The 16,129-nt window shown below is 64.7% G+C and carries 16 protein-coding genes; 12 read left to right on the top strand and 4 right to left on the bottom strand.

Translation table 11 applies throughout. The features are described 5' to 3' along the window. Positions 1-71 precede the first annotated feature (71 nt). Both GGR62_RS11955 and GGR62_RS11950 read right to left on the bottom strand, forming a co-directional pair. Positions 72-872 carry an amidohydrolase gene (locus tag GGR62_RS11955; protein WP_184408118.1) on the bottom strand — a complete coding sequence of 267 codons (801 nt, stop codon included), beginning with the start codon at positions 870-872 and terminating at the stop codon, positions 72-74. Between the two features lie 156 nt (positions 873-1,028). Then, positions 1,029-2,177, bottom strand: coding sequence for a pyridoxal phosphate-dependent aminotransferase (locus GGR62_RS11950; protein ID WP_184408117.1), 1,149 nt, complete (start codon positions 2,175-2,177; stop codon positions 1,029-1,031). A gap of 227 nt (positions 2,178-2,404) precedes the next feature. Between GGR62_RS11950 and ccmA the strand changes: the two genes are divergently transcribed. The 12 genes from ccmA to GGR62_RS11890 all read left to right on the top strand — a co-directional run bounded on the left by ccmA (position 2,405) and on the right by GGR62_RS11890 (position 12,623). Continuing rightward, on the top strand, positions 2,405-3,049 hold the full coding sequence (ccmA, locus tag GGR62_RS11945) for a heme ABC exporter ATP-binding protein CcmA (RefSeq protein WP_184408116.1): 645 nt from the start codon (positions 2,405-2,407) through the stop codon (positions 3,047-3,049). Next, complete coding sequence (gene ccmB, locus GGR62_RS11940) at positions 3,046-3,741, top strand: heme exporter protein CcmB (RefSeq protein WP_184408115.1); 696 nt, start codon at positions 3,046-3,048, stop codon at positions 3,739-3,741. The genes ccmA and ccmB overlap by 4 nt, the downstream gene beginning before the upstream one ends. Positions 3,742-3,854: 113 nt before the next feature. After that, positions 3,855-4,607: a heme ABC transporter permease CcmC gene (gene ccmC / locus GGR62_RS11935; RefSeq protein ID WP_184408114.1), complete on the top strand. Its 753-nt coding sequence runs from the start codon at positions 3,855-3,857 to the stop codon at positions 4,605-4,607. Further along, positions 4,604-4,774 (top strand): heme exporter protein CcmD, encoded by a 171-nt coding sequence (ccmD, locus tag GGR62_RS21230; protein ID WP_184408113.1) that lies wholly within the window; start codon positions 4,604-4,606, stop codon positions 4,772-4,774. Before ccmC ends, ccmD begins: the two co-directional genes overlap by 4 nt. Next, a complete protein-coding gene (gene ccmE / locus GGR62_RS11925) occupies positions 4,771-5,241 on the top strand; it encodes a cytochrome c maturation protein CcmE (RefSeq protein ID WP_184408112.1) in 471 nt (156 codons plus the stop codon). The genes ccmD and ccmE overlap by 4 nt, the downstream gene beginning before the upstream one ends. Before the next feature lie 165 nt (positions 5,242-5,406). Beyond that, entirely contained in the window at positions 5,407-7,344 is a 1,938-nt protein-coding gene (locus GGR62_RS11920; protein WP_184408111.1) for a heme lyase CcmF/NrfE family subunit, read from the top strand. Then, positions 7,337-7,939, top strand: a complete 603-nt coding sequence (locus tag GGR62_RS11915; protein ID WP_184408110.1) for a DsbE family thiol:disulfide interchange protein — start codon at positions 7,337-7,339, stop codon at positions 7,937-7,939. Before GGR62_RS11920 ends, GGR62_RS11915 begins: the two co-directional genes overlap by 8 nt. Then, positions 7,936-8,370: a cytochrome c-type biogenesis protein gene (locus tag GGR62_RS11910; RefSeq protein WP_184408109.1), complete on the top strand. Its 435-nt coding sequence runs from the start codon at positions 7,936-7,938 to the stop codon at positions 8,368-8,370. The genes GGR62_RS11915 and GGR62_RS11910 overlap by 4 nt, the downstream gene beginning before the upstream one ends. Then, complete coding sequence (locus tag GGR62_RS11905; protein ID WP_184408108.1) at positions 8,370-9,371, top strand: tetratricopeptide repeat protein; 1,002 nt, start codon at positions 8,370-8,372, stop codon at positions 9,369-9,371. Before GGR62_RS11910 ends, GGR62_RS11905 begins: the two co-directional genes overlap by 1 nt. A gap of 203 nt (positions 9,372-9,574) precedes the next feature. Further along, positions 9,575-10,777: a homoserine O-acetyltransferase gene (locus GGR62_RS11900; RefSeq protein ID WP_184408107.1), complete on the top strand. Its 1,203-nt coding sequence runs from the start codon at positions 9,575-9,577 to the stop codon at positions 10,775-10,777. Between the two features lie 104 nt (positions 10,778-10,881). After that, positions 10,882-11,961: an AAA family ATPase gene (locus GGR62_RS11895; protein WP_184408106.1), complete on the top strand. Its 1,080-nt coding sequence runs from the start codon at positions 10,882-10,884 to the stop codon at positions 11,959-11,961. Then, entirely contained in the window at positions 11,961-12,623 is a 663-nt protein-coding gene (locus GGR62_RS11890; protein ID WP_184408105.1) for a DUF4276 family protein, read from the top strand. The genes GGR62_RS11895 and GGR62_RS11890 overlap by 1 nt, the downstream gene beginning before the upstream one ends. A gap of 50 nt (positions 12,624-12,673) precedes the next feature. Here the strand turns inward: GGR62_RS11890 and cydC are convergent, their stop codons facing one another. Beyond that, positions 12,674-14,362 carry a thiol reductant ABC exporter subunit CydC gene (cydC, locus tag GGR62_RS11885; protein ID WP_184408104.1) on the bottom strand — a complete coding sequence of 563 codons (1,689 nt, stop codon included), beginning with the start codon at positions 14,360-14,362 and terminating at the stop codon, positions 12,674-12,676. Then, positions 14,359-16,101 carry a thiol reductant ABC exporter subunit CydD gene (gene cydD, locus GGR62_RS11880; RefSeq protein WP_184408207.1) on the bottom strand — a complete coding sequence of 581 codons (1,743 nt, stop codon included), beginning with the start codon at positions 16,099-16,101 and terminating at the stop codon, positions 14,359-14,361. The genes cydC and cydD overlap by 4 nt, the downstream gene beginning before the upstream one ends. Positions 16,102-16,129: the final 28 nt, after the last annotated feature.

Below are 16,129 nucleotides of genomic sequence, written 5' to 3'. Positions count from 1 at the left end.
GCGGATTCGCAACGGCGGGCGAGCGGACAGCTGGGGCTTTCCTGCTTGCACCAATCCCTAATCTCTAATCGCTAATCCCTGATTAAAAAGGCATCGGCATCCAGCATCGCCGGGAAGCGCGCGCGGTGTTCGGCCAGGGCCGAAGCCATGAGGGTGGTGGTGACCACTTGCGGCTGCTCGCGGATTTCCACCTGCGGCTGGCCAAGAAAATCGATCACCGCGCTGTCGCCGGCATAGTGCAACTGATTGCCATCGACACCGACGCGGTTGACCGCCGCCACAAAGCACAGGTTTTCGATCGCGCGTGCGCGCAGCAGCGTCTTCCACGCGTATGCGCGCGCGGACGGCCAGTTGGCGACGAACAGTTGCAGATCGAAATCCAGCTGGCCCGGCCGCTCGACATCGAAGCGGTTGCGGCAGAACACCGGAAAGCGCAGGTCGTAGCAGACCTGCGGATTGATCCGCCAGCCCTTCCATTCCACGCACAGGCGATCGCGCCCGGCCGCGTAACGCAGATGCTCGTTGCCGAAGCGGAACAGATGGCGCTTGTCGTAGTACTGCAGCGCGCCATCCGGGGTAGCCCATAGCAGGCGGTTGAACACGCCCTGCTCGGTGCGTATCTGCACGCTGCCGGTGATGGCGGCAGCCAGCGTTGCTGCCTGTGCACGGATCCACGCCACCGTGGGGCCGTCCATGCCTTCCGCCTTGAAGATGGCATCGTTGGAGAACCCACTGGTAAAGGTCTCCGGCAGGATCACCAGATCGGTCTGCCCGGCCAACGGCTCCAGCAACGCGCCGTAGTAATCGCGGTTGCCGGCCGGGTCATGCCAGCGGGTGTCGCCCTGGATGAGCGAGATGCGGAGGTCGTGCATATGGGACTCGGGAATGGGGAATGGAGAATCGGGAATCGGGAATCGGACGGCGAGTTTTCGTGCGGCTTCATGGCATCAGGCTTTCTGCGGATTCAGATCGAAAAGCGACCAACCGCCTTTTCGATTCCCGAATCCCCATTCCCGAATCCCAGCTCCTCAAAGCTGCTGCAAGCGCTCGATCGCCGCATCCAGCGTCGCATCGTTCTTGGCGAAGCACAGCCGCGCCAAACGTTGGCCGGCAGGTGCAGTCTCATAGAACGGCGACAGTGGAATCGCAGCCACGCCCTTCTCCACCGTCAGCCACTTCACGAACTCGGTGTCGGGCAGATCACTGATCGCCGAATAATCCACCAGCTGGAAATAGCCGCCGGGCACCGGCAGCGGTATCAGCCGCGTGGTCAGCAGTTGCTCGCGGAAACGGTCACGCTTGGCTTGATAGAACGCGCCAAGTTGCTCGTCGTGCTCGGGTTCGTCGCGGATCATCGCGGCGAAGGCGTGCTGGGCCGGGCCGAAGCTGGTGAAGGTGTTGTACTGGTGCACCTTGCGGAATTCGGCGGTGAGCGCCGGTTGCGCGATGGCGTAGCCGATCTTCCAGCCGGTGCAGTGATAGGTCTTGCCGAAACTGGAAATCACGAAGGCGCGCTCGCGCAGTTCTGGCCAGCGTAATACCGATTCGTGACGGTGGCCGTCGAACACGATGTGCTCGTAGACCTCGTCCGACAACAGCAAGATATCGGTGCCGCGCAGCAGCTCGGTCAGCGCCTGCATGTCGGCCGCCGACAGCATCGCCCCGGAGGGGTTATGCGGCGAGTTGATCATCAGCAGGCGCGTCTTCGGCGTGATCGCCGCGCGCAGCGCCTGCCAATCCACCGCGAAGGTCTGCGGATCCAGCGCCACGTGCACCGCACGCGCGCCAGCCAGGTCGATGGCCGGTTCGTAGCAATCGTAGGCCGGGTCGAGCACGATGACTTCCTCGCCGGCCCGCACCACCGCGTGGATGGCGTTGAAGATCGCCTCGGTAGCGCCGCTGGTCACGGTGATCTCGCTGTCGGCATCGACCTGCGCGCCATAGCAGCGCTGCGCCTTGCCGGCGATGGCCAGGCGCAACGCCGCCACGCCGGTCATCGGCGGGTACTGATTGTGGCCGGCGCGCATGGCGCGCTCGAGCTCGTCGACCAGCCGCGATGGCACTGCGAAATCGGGAAAACCCTGGCCCAGATTCACCGCGCCGTGTTCGGCCGCCAGCTGCGACATGACGGTGAAGATGGTGGTGCCCACCTTGGGCAGCTTGGTCGTGAGGGGCATCGGGCCTGTCCGGGCAACAAACGGGGGGACCGCGAGTGTACGCAAAGCCGCAAGGCGGTTGCGCCCGGCCGATGCAAAACAGCGTTCCCGGACACATCACGCCGCCTGCAACGCCGACGCATCCGCCCCGGCGTGCCACCATCGTCGCTACAATGCGCGCCCTGTGCGGGGCGTATGCCGCCCTGGTCCTTCCCCATGCCGTCCGACGACGGGAGCCCGCTGCGCCGATGATCGATCCGCTGCACACTGCGCCACCGCTGCTGGCGGCCCGCGCGCTGGCCTTCAGCCGCAACGAGGAGCCGGTGTTCGGCCCGCTGGATTTCCACGTCGACGCCGGCGAGGCGCTGCTGGTGCAAGGCAACAACGGCGCCGGCAAGACCACGCTGCTGCGCGTACTGGCCGGGCTGCTGCATGTGGAGCATGGGCAGATCCAGATCGATGGCAAGACCGCCCGACGCGGCGACCGTAGCCGTTTCATGGCCTATCTGGGCCACCTGCCGGGCCTGAAGGCCGACCTCAGCACGTTGGAAAACCTGCATTTTCTGTGCGGCCTGCATGGCCGCCGCGCCAAGCAGATGCCTGGCAGCGCGCTGGCCATCGTCGGCCTGGCCGGCTACGAAGATGCGCTGGTGCGGCAACTGTCGGCCGGGCAGCGCAAGCGTCTGGCGCTGGCGCGGCTGTGGTTGTCGCCGGCTCCGCTGTGGCTGCTGGACGAGCCCTACGCCAACCTGGATCTGGACGGCATCACGTTGGTCAACCGGATGATCTCCGCGCATCTGCGCGGCGGCGGTGCGGCGCTGGTGACCACCCACGGCGCCTACGCGGCGCCGCCGGTGCGCACGCGCATGCTCACGCTGGAGGTGGCAGCATGAGCCTGGATTCGCCACAGCCCTCTCTTCTGCAGGCAAGTCGCGCCCTGCTGCGTCGCGACCTGCAACTGCTGTGGCGCCGCCGCAGCGATGCGCTGCAACCGGCATTATTCGCGCTCTTGATCGTGGTGCTGTTCGCGCTCGGCCTGGGCGGACGCCCGGACCTGCTGGCGCAGGCCGCGCCGGCGGTGCTGTGGCTGGCGGTATTGCTGGCCGGCTTGCTGTCGCTGGATGCGTTGTTCCGCAGCGATGTGGAAGACGGCTCGATGGAGCAATGGCTGCTGGCGCCGGTGCCGTTGGCATGGCTGATCGCGGTACGTGTCGTGCTGCATTGGGCGACCAGCGCCTTGCCGTTGATCGCAGTGACGCCGCTGCTGGGCGAATTGCTGCACCTGCCGCATGACCAACTCCCGGTATTGCTGGCATCGTTGGCGCTGGGAACACCGTTACTGAGCTTGCTCGGCGCCGTGGTTGCGGCGCTGACGGTGACGATGAAACGCTCTGGTATTCTCGTGGCGTTGCTGGCGTTGCCGCTGTATGTCCCGGTGCTGGTGTTCGGGGCCGGCAGCGTGGCGGCAAGCGGACAAGGCCAGGATGCGGTGGGTGCGTTGTTGTTGTTGGGCGCCGGATTGGTGATCGGCATGGTGCTGGCACCGCTGGCTGCGGCTGCCGCGATCCGTATTTCGTTGAGTTGAGTCGTGCAGTCGATGCGCTGTCGGTAGGCCGCTCCCCTCACTGCGTTGTTGCTGTTTCGCTGCGTTGTTGCTGTTTCGAGAGCCAATGCCATTCCAAAGGCTACTGCCATCGCATGAACGTCGTCGTCCGCTGGTTCCATCAACTCGCCTCGCCTCCGATCTTCGACCGTTTCACCGCGCGCTGGGCGCCGTGGTGCTATGCGCTGGCTGCGGTGTTGCTGGGCGTGGGCATCTGGCAGGCCTTGTTCGCGGTGCCGGCCGATTACCAGCAGGGCGACAGTTTCCGCATTCTGTATATCCACGTGCCGAGCGCGTGGATGAGCCTGTTCGTGTTCGGCCTGATGGCGTTGTATGCGGCGATTGCGCTGATCTGGCGGATCAAGATCTGCGAGATTCTGGCGATGGCCTGCGCGCCGATCGGCGCTGCGTTCACCGTCATCACGTTGCTGACCGGCAGCATCTGGGGCAAGCCGATGTGGGGCGCCTGGTGGGATTGGGACCCGCGCCTGACCACCGAGCTGATCCTGTTGTTTCTGTATCTGGGTGTGATCGGGCTGTACCAGGCCATCGATGACCGCCGTCAGGCCGCACGCGCGGCCGCGTTGCTGGCGATTGTGGGCGTGGCGCTGCTGCCGGTGATCCGCTATTCGGTGGTGTGGTGGAACTCGCTGCATCAAGGCCAGAGCATTCGCCTGCTTGGCCCGTCGAGCATCGATGCGAGCATGTTGCTGCCGTTATGGCTGATGGTGATCGGCACCAAGTTCTGGTTCGCCGGATCGCTGCTGACGCGCGCGCGCGCCGACAACCTGCGCCGCGAGGCCGGCAAGGCCTGGATCGTGCGCGATGCGCAGGAGCGCGCGGCATGAACTACCTGCCCTATGTCATCGCCGCCTACGCCGTGTTCGGGCTGGTGCTGCTGTGGGATCTGATCGCCGCCCGCTGGCAGGTGCGCCGTGCCTTGAAGATCGCGCAGGCACGCCGGTTACGCGAGCGCAAGCGCGCAGTGCCCAGCGATGCGGAGCTGATCCGGTGAACCCGCAACGGCGCCGCCGGATGTGGTTGGTGATCGCACTGGTGCTGGCCGGCGGCCTGGCGACTACGCTGGTGGCGATGGCCTTGCAGCGCAACGTCGCCTATCTGTACACGCCGTCGGAAGTGCTGCGCGGCGACGCGGGCGAGCACGCGCGCTTCCGGCTCGGCGGCATGGTCGAAAAAGGCTCGTTCCGCCGTGCGTCCGGCTCGCTGGAAGCGCAGTTCCGCGTGACCGATGGCGACGCCCAGTTGCCAGTGCGCTACGACCGCATCCTGCCGGACCTGTTCCGCGAAGGTCAGGCCGTGGTCGCCACCGGCCGCATGCAGCAAGGCGTGTTCGTGGCCGAGGATGTGCTGGCCAAACACGACGAAACCTATATGCCCAAGGAAGTCGCCGACAAGATGGGCAGCGCGCACCGCAAGCACGACGTGCCGGCTGCAGCCGATCGACCGGGAGAGCTGCGTTGATCGCAACTGCGGGTGCACGGCCGAGGTGGCAGCAGAGGCGTGGGTTAGCCGACGCCAGCGCGGTGCGTCCCCCCTGCTCCACCGCAGTTGCACCGAGCGCGCATCGTCATCGCGTCATCGATCCCGGCACCGGGGCATCGCTGCCCCCCCATACGCCCCTCCCCGATGCTGCCTGAGCTCGGTACTTTCCTGCTGGTGCTGGCCTTGCTGGTGGCGTTGGTGCAGGCCGCGCTGCCGCTGGCCGGCGCGCAGCGTGCACGTGCCAGCTGGATGGCGGTCGCGCGGCCGGCCGCATTGGTGCAACTCGGGCTGATCGCGGCGGCCTTCGCGCTGCTGACGCATGCGTTTTTGGTGCAGGACTTTTCGGTGCGCTATGTCGCCGAGAATTCCAACAGTCTGTTGCCGGTGATCTACCGCTACTCGGCGGTATGGGGCGCGCACGAGGGCTCGTTGCTGCTGTGGACGTTGGTGCTGGCGCTATGGACCGGTGCGGTCGCAGTGTGGTCGCGGCAGTTGCCGGCTCAGGTCATCGCACGCGTGCTCGGGGTGATGGCGCTGGTGAGCATTGGGTTCCTGGCGTTTCTGCTGTTCACCTCCAACCCGTTTGCGCGCGTGTTCCCGGTGCCGCTGGAAGGTGCCGATCTCAATCCGCTACTGCAGGACCCGGGGCTGATCATCCATCCGCCGATGTTGTATTGCGGCTACGTCGGCTTTGCGGTGCCGTTCGCCTTCGCCATCGCTGCGCTGCTGGAAGGCCGGATGGATGCGCGCTGGCTGCGCTGGACGCGGCCGTGGACGAATGTGGCGTGGTCCATGCTCACCGTCGGCATCGCGCTGGGCAGCTGGTGGGCGTATTACGAGCTGGGCTGGGGCGGTTGGTGGTTCTGGGACCCGGTGGAAAACGCCAGTTTCATGCCGTGGCTGGTGGGTACCGCGTTGCTGCATTCGCAGGCGGTCACCGAAAAACGCGGCAGCTTTGCCAGCTGGACCTTGCTGCTGGCCATTGCCGCATTTGCGTTGTCGTTGCTGGGGACCTTTCTGGTGCGCTCGGGCGTGCTGACCAGCGTGCATTCGTTTGCCGCCGACCCGTCGCGTGGGCTGTTCATCCTGGTATTCCTGCTGGTGGTGGTGGGCGGCGCGTTGCTGCTGTACGCGCTCCGCGCACCGGGCATGTCTGCCAGCAACGACCCGCGCCGCGCCTTTGCCGGCAGCTCGCGCGAAACCTTGTTGCTGTTGAACAACCTGCTGCTCACCTGCGCCTGCGCGATGGTGCTGCTGGGTACGCTGTATCCGTTGCTGGCCGACGCGCTGGGTCTGGGCAAGCTGTCGGTCGGCCCGCCCTACTTCGGCACCTTGTTCGTGGTGTTGATGGCGCCGCTGGTGGCGCTGCTGCCGTTCGGCCCGCTCACGCGCTGGCAGCGCGAACAGGCATCGCGGCCGCTGGCGCTGCTGGCACCGTGGGCAGGACTGGCACTTGCCGCAGGCGTGCTGGCCTGGTTCATGGCGCCGCAGGGCCAGCTGAAAGCCGCCGTCGGCGTGGCCGGCGCGGCATGGGTGCTGCTTGGCACGGCGCGCTTCCTGTGGACCCGCCGCGCAGCCAAGGGGCGCAAATTCACTGCCGAAATGCTGGGCATGGTGCTGGCGCATCTGGGTGTTGCGGTGTTTCTGGCCGGTGCCTTGCTGGTGGAGTCGCTGAGTCTGCAACGCGAAGTCGCGTTGGCACCGGGCCAGCAGGTGCAGATCGGCCGCTACGCACTGCACTTCGATACCGTGCAAGAACTGCGCGGGCCCAATTACGTCTCCGATCGTGCCAACCTGCAGGTATTCAAGGACGATGCGCCGGTGGGCGTGCTGCATGCAGAAAAACGCCGCTATGCCAGCGGCGGACAGACCTTGACCGAGGCGGCGATCCGCCCCGGCCCGTTCGGCGACCTGTATGTCGCGCTTGGCGAGCCGCTGGGCAATCAGGCCTGGGCGGTGCGCGTCCACCTCAAACCGTTCGTTCGCTGGATCTGGCTGGGGGCGCTGCTGATGGCGCTCGGTGGCCTGGTCACTGCGGCCGACCGGCGTTTTCGTCGTTCTCCGGAGATCCAAGATGGTTGAGTCACGTTCGCCCCGCCTGCCCACTGCCGTTCTCGTGGGCGCCATCGTGCTGCTGCTCGCACTTGCAGCGCTGTTGGTCTATGCGGTGGTGCGTTCCGGTCAGGGCGACCGCGATGCCCTGCCCTCTGCACTGATCGGCAAACCGGCGCCGGAGTTCGCGCTGCCGCTGCTGCACGACCCGAGCATCGTGGTGCATGCGCGCGAGCTACGCGGCGCGCCGTACATCATCAACGTGTGGGGCAGCTGGTGCCCGGCCTGCCGCGAAGAACACCCGGTACTGAGCCGCTTTGCGCTGACCAAGCGCGTGCGCGTGATCGGCTACAACTGGAAGGACGAGCGCGCCGATGCCTTGCGCTGGCTCGAACAACTGGGCAATCCGTATCTGCTGGTCGTGGCGGACAAGGACGGGCGCACCGCCATCGACTTCGGCATCGCTGCCGCGCCGGAGACCTTTCTGGTCGACGGGCGCGGCGTGGTGCGCTGGAAATACAGCGGCATGCTCACGCAATCGATCATCGACACCCAGTTGATTCCGATGCTGAGCAAGATCGAGCGCTCGCCCAGCGCCGCACCGGATCTGCACACCAGCCGATGATGCGTGCCTGGCTGCTGACGCTGTTGCTGTTGCCCTGGCTGGCTCTGGCCCAGCCGGTCGGCGACCCGTCGCCGCTGCACTACCGCTCGGCGGCCGAAGAAGCGCGCTTTCATGCGCTGACCGCCGAGCTGCGTTGCGTGCAGTGTCAGAACCAGTCGCTGGCCGATTCCAATGCGCAGATTGCGCAGGACCTGCGCCGCGAGGTCTTGGCGTTGATGCACGAAGGCCGCAGCGATGCGCAGATCCGCCAGTTTCTGGTCGCCCGCTATGGCGAGTTCGTGCTGTATCGCCCGCGCGTCGAATCACGTACCTGGCTGTTGTGGTTCGGTCCGCTGCTGGTGTTGTTACTCGGTGGTGCCGCGGTTGCGTTGGTGGTGCGCCGACGCAGCGTTGCAGCGCCCGCCCTGCCCGCCGATGAGCAGGAGTGGTGATGGTCGGCTTCGTGGTTGCGGTGGTGGTGCTGGCCTTGCTCGCGTTCGCCGTGGCGCTGCGGCCGCTGTGGCGAGAGGCACGCGGCCTTACCGCCAGCGTCGCGGTGTTGCTGCTGGCCGCGAGTGCGGCACTGTATTGGTTGGTCGGCACGCCGAGCGCGATCGAGCAACCGGCCAATCGACCAGCCGCGCCACGCTCGTTGGACGAAGCCATCGTGCAACTGCGCGCGGCACTGGCGCGCAATCCCGAGCAAGCCGAAGGCTGGGTATTGCTGGGGCGCTCGTTGTCCAGCCAACAGAAATTTGCCGAAGCGCGTGATGCATTTGCGCGCGCGGTTGCGTTGCGTCCGGATGAGCCGGACGTGCTGGTGGCTGCCGCGCAATCGCGCATGCTGGCCGATGACAGCGGGCGCCCGGATCCTGAAGCCACGCGTCTGCTCGAACATGCGCTGGCGCTGCAACCGAATCATCAACGCGCACGCTGGTTTCTGGGCGTGGTGCAGCGCCAGGCGGGTCAGCCGGCAAAGGCCAGCGAGACCTGGACGCCGTTGCTGCGCGTGGTCGATGCCAACACCCGTCCGGGCTTGCTCGAACAGATCAACGCCGCACGTCGTGAGGCCAAGCTGGAACCGATCCAGGCACCGGCAGCAACGGCCAACGGAAAACGGATCCAGGTGCGCGTGACGCTGGACGCCGAATTCGCCAAACGCACCGGCTTGCCTGGCGACGCCAGTGTCTTCGTGATTGCGCGCGCCGCAGACACGCCGATGCCGGTAGCGGTGGAAAAACACGCGCTGAGCGCATTGCCGTTGACCATCACCCTGGACGACGGCGACAGCCCGATGCCGACGCGCACGCTGTCGTCGCTGGACAAGGTGCAGGTGCTTGCCAGGGTGTCGCGCAGCGGCAATGCGATGCGCCAGGCCGACGACGTCGAGAGCGTGCCGGTGATGGTGGAACTGCCTGCCGCCGTGCCGGTGGAGCTGGTGATCGGCCGCTGATTGTCCGCCACCTGTCGTTGCTCGCCAGGGGCCAATGGACTAAGCGCGGCCAACAACACGCAGCGCCTAATCGCACGTCGGTGATGGACGGCGCGGCGGAGCCGCAGATCCGCGGCGGTAGCATCACACAGCACAAGGGCTCACACCGACGCCCCAGTCCCATCCTTGCACCCGGCGCATGCCATGGCAGATAGAATTGCCACATGACTGAATTCATTCCTCCCGGCACGCGCTTCCACGCCCTGCCCTCGCCGTTTCCGATGAAGCGCGGCGGCGTGCTGCATAACGCGCGTGTCGCCTATGAAACCTGGGGAACCTTGGCCGCCGATTGCAGCAACGCCGTATTGATCGTCACTGGCCTGTCTCCCAACGCGCACGCGGCGGCCAACCACGCCAATCCAGAGCCGGGTTGGTGGGAAGCAATGGTCGGGCCGGGCAAGCCGATCGATACCGATCGCTGGTTCGTGGTCTGCGTCAATTCGCTGGGCAGCTGCAAGGGCTCGACCGGCCCGGCGTCGATCGACCCTGCCACCGGCGCGCTGTATCGCCTCACTTTTCCAGAGTTATCGATCGAAGATGTGGCCGATGCCGCAGCCGACGTGGTGCGCGCGTTGGGCATCGAACAACTGGCGTGCCTGATCGGTAACTCGATGGGCGGCATGACCGCATTGGCGTTGTTGATGCGCCACCCCGGCATCGCGCGCAGCCATATCAACATCTCCGGCAGCGCGCAGGCGTTGCCGTTCTCGATCGCCATCCGCTCGCTGCAGCGCGAAGCCATCCGCCTGGATCCGCACTGGAACGGCGGCCATTACGACGACACGCGTTACCCGGAATCGGGCATGCGAATGGCACGCAAGCTCGGCGTGATCACCTACCGCTCGGCACTGGAATGGGACGGCCGTTTCGGCCGGGTGCGGCTGGATTCGGAACAGGCTGCCGACGATCCGTTCGGGCTGGAATTCCAGGTCGAAAGCTATCTGGAAGGCCATGCGCGCCGCTTCGTGCGCTTCTTCGATCCCAATTGCTATCTGTATCTGAGCCGCTCGATGGATTGGTTCGATCTGGCCGAGTATGTCAACGACAGGACGGCTATCGAGGCCCGTGTCGATGGCCGGCAAGCCGACGGCTCGCATATTGCCGCGCCCCCGGACACAGATGCTTCGACAGACGCCACGGTGCTGGCCGGCCTGGCGCAGATCCGCATCGCGCGTGCGTTGGCGATCGGTGCCAATACCGACATCCTGTTCCCGGTGCAGCAACAGGAACAGATCGCCGAAGGCCTGCGCGCCGGCGGCGCCGATGCGCATTTCCTTGGACTGGATTCGCCCCAAGGCCATGATGCATTTCTAGTCGATTTTGCCCGCTTCGGACCTGCGGTGCGTGACTTTCTGGATAGATGCTGAATAGGTGACCCAATTGCATTGTTGCCATAATGGCCTGATGCGCCACGGTGACCTGAAGGCGATCACGCTATGATGCGGTCAAATTTAAGTTTGGCGTAAGCGGCATGAATCCATTGGAGAAAATTTCGATCCGAGGCTACAAGTCGATCAGGCGACTGGATGACTTGCGCTTAGGCCCGCTCAATGTACTCGTAGGTGCCAATGGGGCCGGCAAGAGCAATTTTATCGGCTTCTTCCGCATGCTCGCCAAATTAATGGCTGGCGAGCTTGGCTATTACGTCGCCAAGAGCGGCGGCCCTGATGCAATGCTTCATTATGGCCGCAAGCAAACACCGCAAATGTCAGCGGAAATGTATTTCGGAAACAATGGTTACCGGCTCATGCTTGAGCCCACGCAGAGCAACTCTCTCATTTTCGCCGAGGAGTCGTTTTATTGGAACTACACTGGCAAGTTTTACTCACTGGGGACTGGCCACAGTGAGACCAAGACGGAAAGCGGGGTCCAGTCCAAGATTGCGAATTTTGTTGTTCCGGCAGTTAGAAGCTGGATTGTTTATCACTTTCACGACACCAGCGACTCAGCACCCGTCAAACAGGCTTGCGCACTAAACGATAACGAGCGCCTGCGACCTGACGGAGCAAACCTTGCTTCTTATCTTTATCGTCTTCGAGAGCAGTTCCCGGAAAATTATCGCCGTATCGTCGATACTGTACGCCTAGTCGCTCCATTCTTTGCTGATTTTCAGTTACGCCCTAACCCTCTGGATACAAGCTCGATCCAACTCGAATGGCGAGAGAAAGGAAGCGACTTTCCATTTCTGGGTCACCACCTCTCAGACGGCAGCGTCCGCTTCATCTGTCTGACGACAGTACTGTTGCAGCCAGACGAACTGATGCCAACAACAATTCTGTTCGACGAACCGGAACTAGGGTTGCACCCTTATGCAATTGAGCTTCTGGCCTCGTTAATGCGTCACGCGGCTGAGCGCCATCAATTGATCATTTCCACTCAGTCCGTCGAGCTTCTAAATCAATTCGAGACGACTGATGTGATTATTGTTGATCGAGAAGGCGATCAATCGGTGTTCCGTCGACTGGAAGAAACCACCCTGGATCAGTGGCTTGAAGAATACTCACTGGGTGATTTGTGGAAGCGCAATGTCTTTGGAGGGAGGCCGCGCTAATGGCAGGCAATCATACCCGGGTAAACATCCTGGTCGAAGGCCAGACCGAAGAAACTTTCGTCCGCGAACTACTAGCGCCGCATCTAGCAAGTTTTGAGGTTTGGATAACTGCACGCATCATCGAGACAAGCAAAGGGCATAAGGGCGGGGCCGTCAGCTACGGAAAAATCGTCCACCAAGTGAAGCGCTGGTGTCAACAGGACCGCCAAGCCGTAGTGACGACGTTGTTCGACGTCTATGGTCTGCCGGGCGATTTTCCAGGCTTTATGCATTGGAACCCTGCATTGCCCTCACCTCCACAAGTTAACGCACTGGAGACAGCATTGGCCGGTGGGGTCAACGAACCAAACCTGATTCCTTATCTGCAACTGCACGAGTTCGAGGCGCTTCTCTTCAGCGAGCTGACCGCATTCTCTTACGTCGGTGTACCAGCTCGCGTGATTGATGATTGGCAGACACAGCTAGCTCAGTTCGTTCATCCCGAAGCAATCAATAATTCAACCGAAACTGCGCCATCAAAACGTTTGATTGCAGGCTGGCCTACGTATGCGAAAGCCAAACCTTTATATGGAACGCTAATTGCCTTACAAATCGGCCTACCACAAATGCGCGTCAGCTGCCCACGCTTCAATGCCTGGGTCGATCGTCTGGAAGCGCTGTAAGAACCGATTGATCTGCAAGCAGTGACTGCTCTGGCACCTGCGATTCCGCCCTAGCTTGGCAAATTGTCTGAGCACCACATTTTCCCATCCAGCATGCGATAACGCCGCTGCACCACGCCGTCGGGCACGCGGTCGTGGGTGATCATCACCAGGCTGCGGTCGCCCAGCGCAGCGGAGAGATCGAGCAACAATGCGTGCGCGGTATCCACATCCAGGCCGTCGGTGGGTTCGTCCAGCAACACGATCGCTGCGTCGCGCAGCAATGCGCGCGCCAATGCCAGCCGGCGCGCCTGGCCGGCCGAGAGCGTGGCGCCGTTTTCGCCCACCCAGGTGTCCAGGCCGTTCTGCGCGGTGGCCCATGCGCGCAAGCGCACCTGATCCAGCACGGTCCACAGGGCCGCATCGCTTGCGGCGGTATCGCCGATGAGCAGGTTATCGCGCACCGTGCCGGCAAACACCGGGGCGTTCTGCGGCAGCCAGGCAATGCGCTGATGCCATTGCGTCTGCGCAAAGTGGCGCAGATCGATATCGGCATACGTCACCTGCCCCGCCTGCGGATCCCATAAACGCAGCAGCAGTGCGGACAAGGTGCTCTTGCCACTGCCGCTGTCGCCGCTGATGGCGATACGCTCGCCAGGCGCCAGCGTCAGATCCAGCGCGTGCAGCACCGGACGTGCACTGCCCGGCCAGGCAAAGCCGACCTGATGCAGTTGCAGCGTGCCGCTGCGTGGTGCATCCGTGGCCTGCGCCGGATCGGCGACCGACGGTGCCTGATCGACGATGGCCTGCAAGCGCGTGGCCGCAACGCGCGCGCCCTGCAGCGCCTGCAACGCAAGCCCGGCGCCGGCCCACACCTCGAGCAGCGCCATGGTCAAAAATACCAAGCCGGCCGCCGTTTCCGCCGCAATCCATCCGTGTCCTGCGGCACCCAGTGCCAGCCAAAGCATACAAACCAGGCCGATACCGCCGCAGAGCGCGTGCAACAGATTGCCGCCGATCAGCCGACGGCGCTGGATGCGATCGCCATCGACCACCGCTGCCGCCGCCGCATCGACCTGGTGCAGCCAGGCACCTTGCGCATCGACGGCGGCGAGATCGACAGCACCTTCCAGTCCCTCGAACGCCTGCGTACGCAATGCGGTGCGTTGCTGCGCGCGCACTTGTTCGCGTTGCGCACCGCCGCGCGCCACCTGCCACGGCACCAGCCCGCCGATGACCACGCCGAGCACCGCCAGCAACCACGCCGCAGGCGGATACATCAACGCGGCCGCAACCATACCCGCAAGCCAGATCCCCACCAGGGCGGTCAACGGCGCCAGTGCGCGCACGCTCAGGCCATCGACTTCGCCGATGTCCGACATCAGGCGCGCCAGCAGATCGCCGGTGCGCGTGGCCGATAACCGACCCGGCGCCAGCGGCAACGCGCGGCCGAAGAACCACACACGCAGATCGCGGGCGATGCGCAGCGTGGCATCGTGGCCGATCAACTTTTCGCCATAGCGCGAGACGATGCGCGCAAAGGTCAATGCGCGAATGCCGGCCGAGGGCGAGAAGAAATTGAAGCCGGTGCCCATGCCCACGACGCCGGCCAGCGCCGCAGCGGTCAAAAAGCTGCCGGACAGGCCGAGCAGGCCCACCCCGGCGAGCATCGTGACCAGCACCAGCAATGCGGACAGCAGCAGGCGCCAGGCATGCCGGCGAAAGACATCACGCAAGCGATCGGCCGGAGCGATATTCATCGCGCCTCCATTGCGACAGTTGCGCCACGCAGGTCGATCACCGTATCGGCCCAGCGCATCACCGCAGTGCTGTGCGTCGCCAGTACCACCGCACGACCGCGCGCAAATACCCCAAGCGTGCGCAACAGTTCCGCTTCGGTGTCCGGGTCGAGAAAGGCGGTCGGTTCGTCCAGCAGCAACAGGTCCGGCTCACGCAACAGCAGCCGTGCCAACGCCACCCGCCGCGCTTCGCCACCGGACAGGCCAAAGCCGCGCTCGCCGATCACCGTATCCAGGCCCGCAGGCAACTGTGCAGCAAAGCGCAGTACCTGCGCGGCGTCGGCCACCGCGTGCAGGCGCGCGTCGCTGGCCTGTGGATCGGCCAGGCGCAGGTTGTCGGCGATGCTGCCGTGAAACAGATACGGCCGCTGCGTGGCATAGCCGATGCGTGCGCCCGGACGCAGCGCCACGCTGCCCGCCTCGGCTGCAAGCCAGCCGGCCAGACCTTCCAGCAAGGTGCTCTTGCCGCTGCCGCTGGCACCGATCACGGCCACACGTTGCCCAGGCTGCAAGACCAGCGAAAAATGTTCGACCACCGTGTATGGAGCGCCTGGCGGCCGTAGCGCAAGATCGCGTGCCTGCAACAGCGGTCCGTGCGCCTGCGCAGGCTCTAGCGCGCGCGCCGGCACGGTCACCCGCACCGTTGCCGATGGCGGCTCGAATCCCTCCAACAGGCGTTCGGCTTCAGCCACCGCAGCCAATGCGTTGGCACGGTCGTGGTAATGCGCGGCCAGCCGCCGCAGTGGCGCGAAGAATTCCGGTGCCAGCAGCAGGCAGAACATGCCCGCGCCCAGGGTCGGCAAGCCATGCAGATCGAGCATACCCAGATAGCTCAGGCCGAAGTACAGCGCCACGATCGCCACGCTCACCGAAGCGAAGAACTCGAGCACCGTGGACGACAGGAAGGCAATCCGCAGCACCTTGAGCGATCGCTCGCGTACGCCTTCAGCGGCAGCGGCAATGCCGCTCAACTCTGCATCGCCGCGTCCGTACACGCGCAGCAACCCGAGGCCTTTCAAGCGATCGGCAAAGTGCCCGCCCATGCGTGCCAGTTCGCCCAGCTGATCGCGCCCGGCGGCTTCGGCGCCCCAGCCCACCAGCATCATGAAAAACGGGATCAGCGGCGCAGTCAGCAACAGCACCAGGCCCACCACCCAATCGACCGAAAACACCGCAATCAGGATCAGCGGCGGCACCAACGTCATCTCGGTGCGGGCGAGCTGGTAGCCGACGAAGTAGCCCTCCAGCGCATCGGTATGCGCCAGGCTCAATTCGCCCAGTTCGCCGCTGCGTTGCCGGCGCAACCACACCGGCCCGTGCTGCACCAGGCGGCGCGCGATGCGGGCACGCAATTCGCGCTTGGCCACATCGGCCACCTCGCCGGTCAGCGACTGTGCCCAGGCGTTGAGCAGGGCACGGCCCACCAACGCACAGACCAGCCCCGCCCCCACCTCGCGCAACTGCGTCAGTGCCAGATGCTGCACCAGCACGGCCTGCAGCAACCAGGCGATCGCCGCCGATTGTGCGAGCAACAGCAGACCGGACACCGCCACCGCCACGCCGGCCAGGCGCCGCGCGCGCCTGGCCGGGGCAGCCAGTGCATCCAGCCATTGGCCGCGTTGACGGCGCTGGGCTGGCGTTTCGCTGGCTCGCACGCTGGGCTGGCTCACATCGCTCTCTGGGAAGACATCGTGTTGCAGGCGATTGTAAGTCGCCACTTGCCGCTAC

The sequence above is a fragment of the Xanthomonas sp. 3075 genome (genome assembly GCF_014197275.1).
GTDB lineage: Bacteria > Pseudomonadota > Gammaproteobacteria > Xanthomonadales > Xanthomonadaceae > Xanthomonas > Xanthomonas campestris_B.
This window is presented reverse-complemented; position numbering and strand designations above follow the sequence as displayed.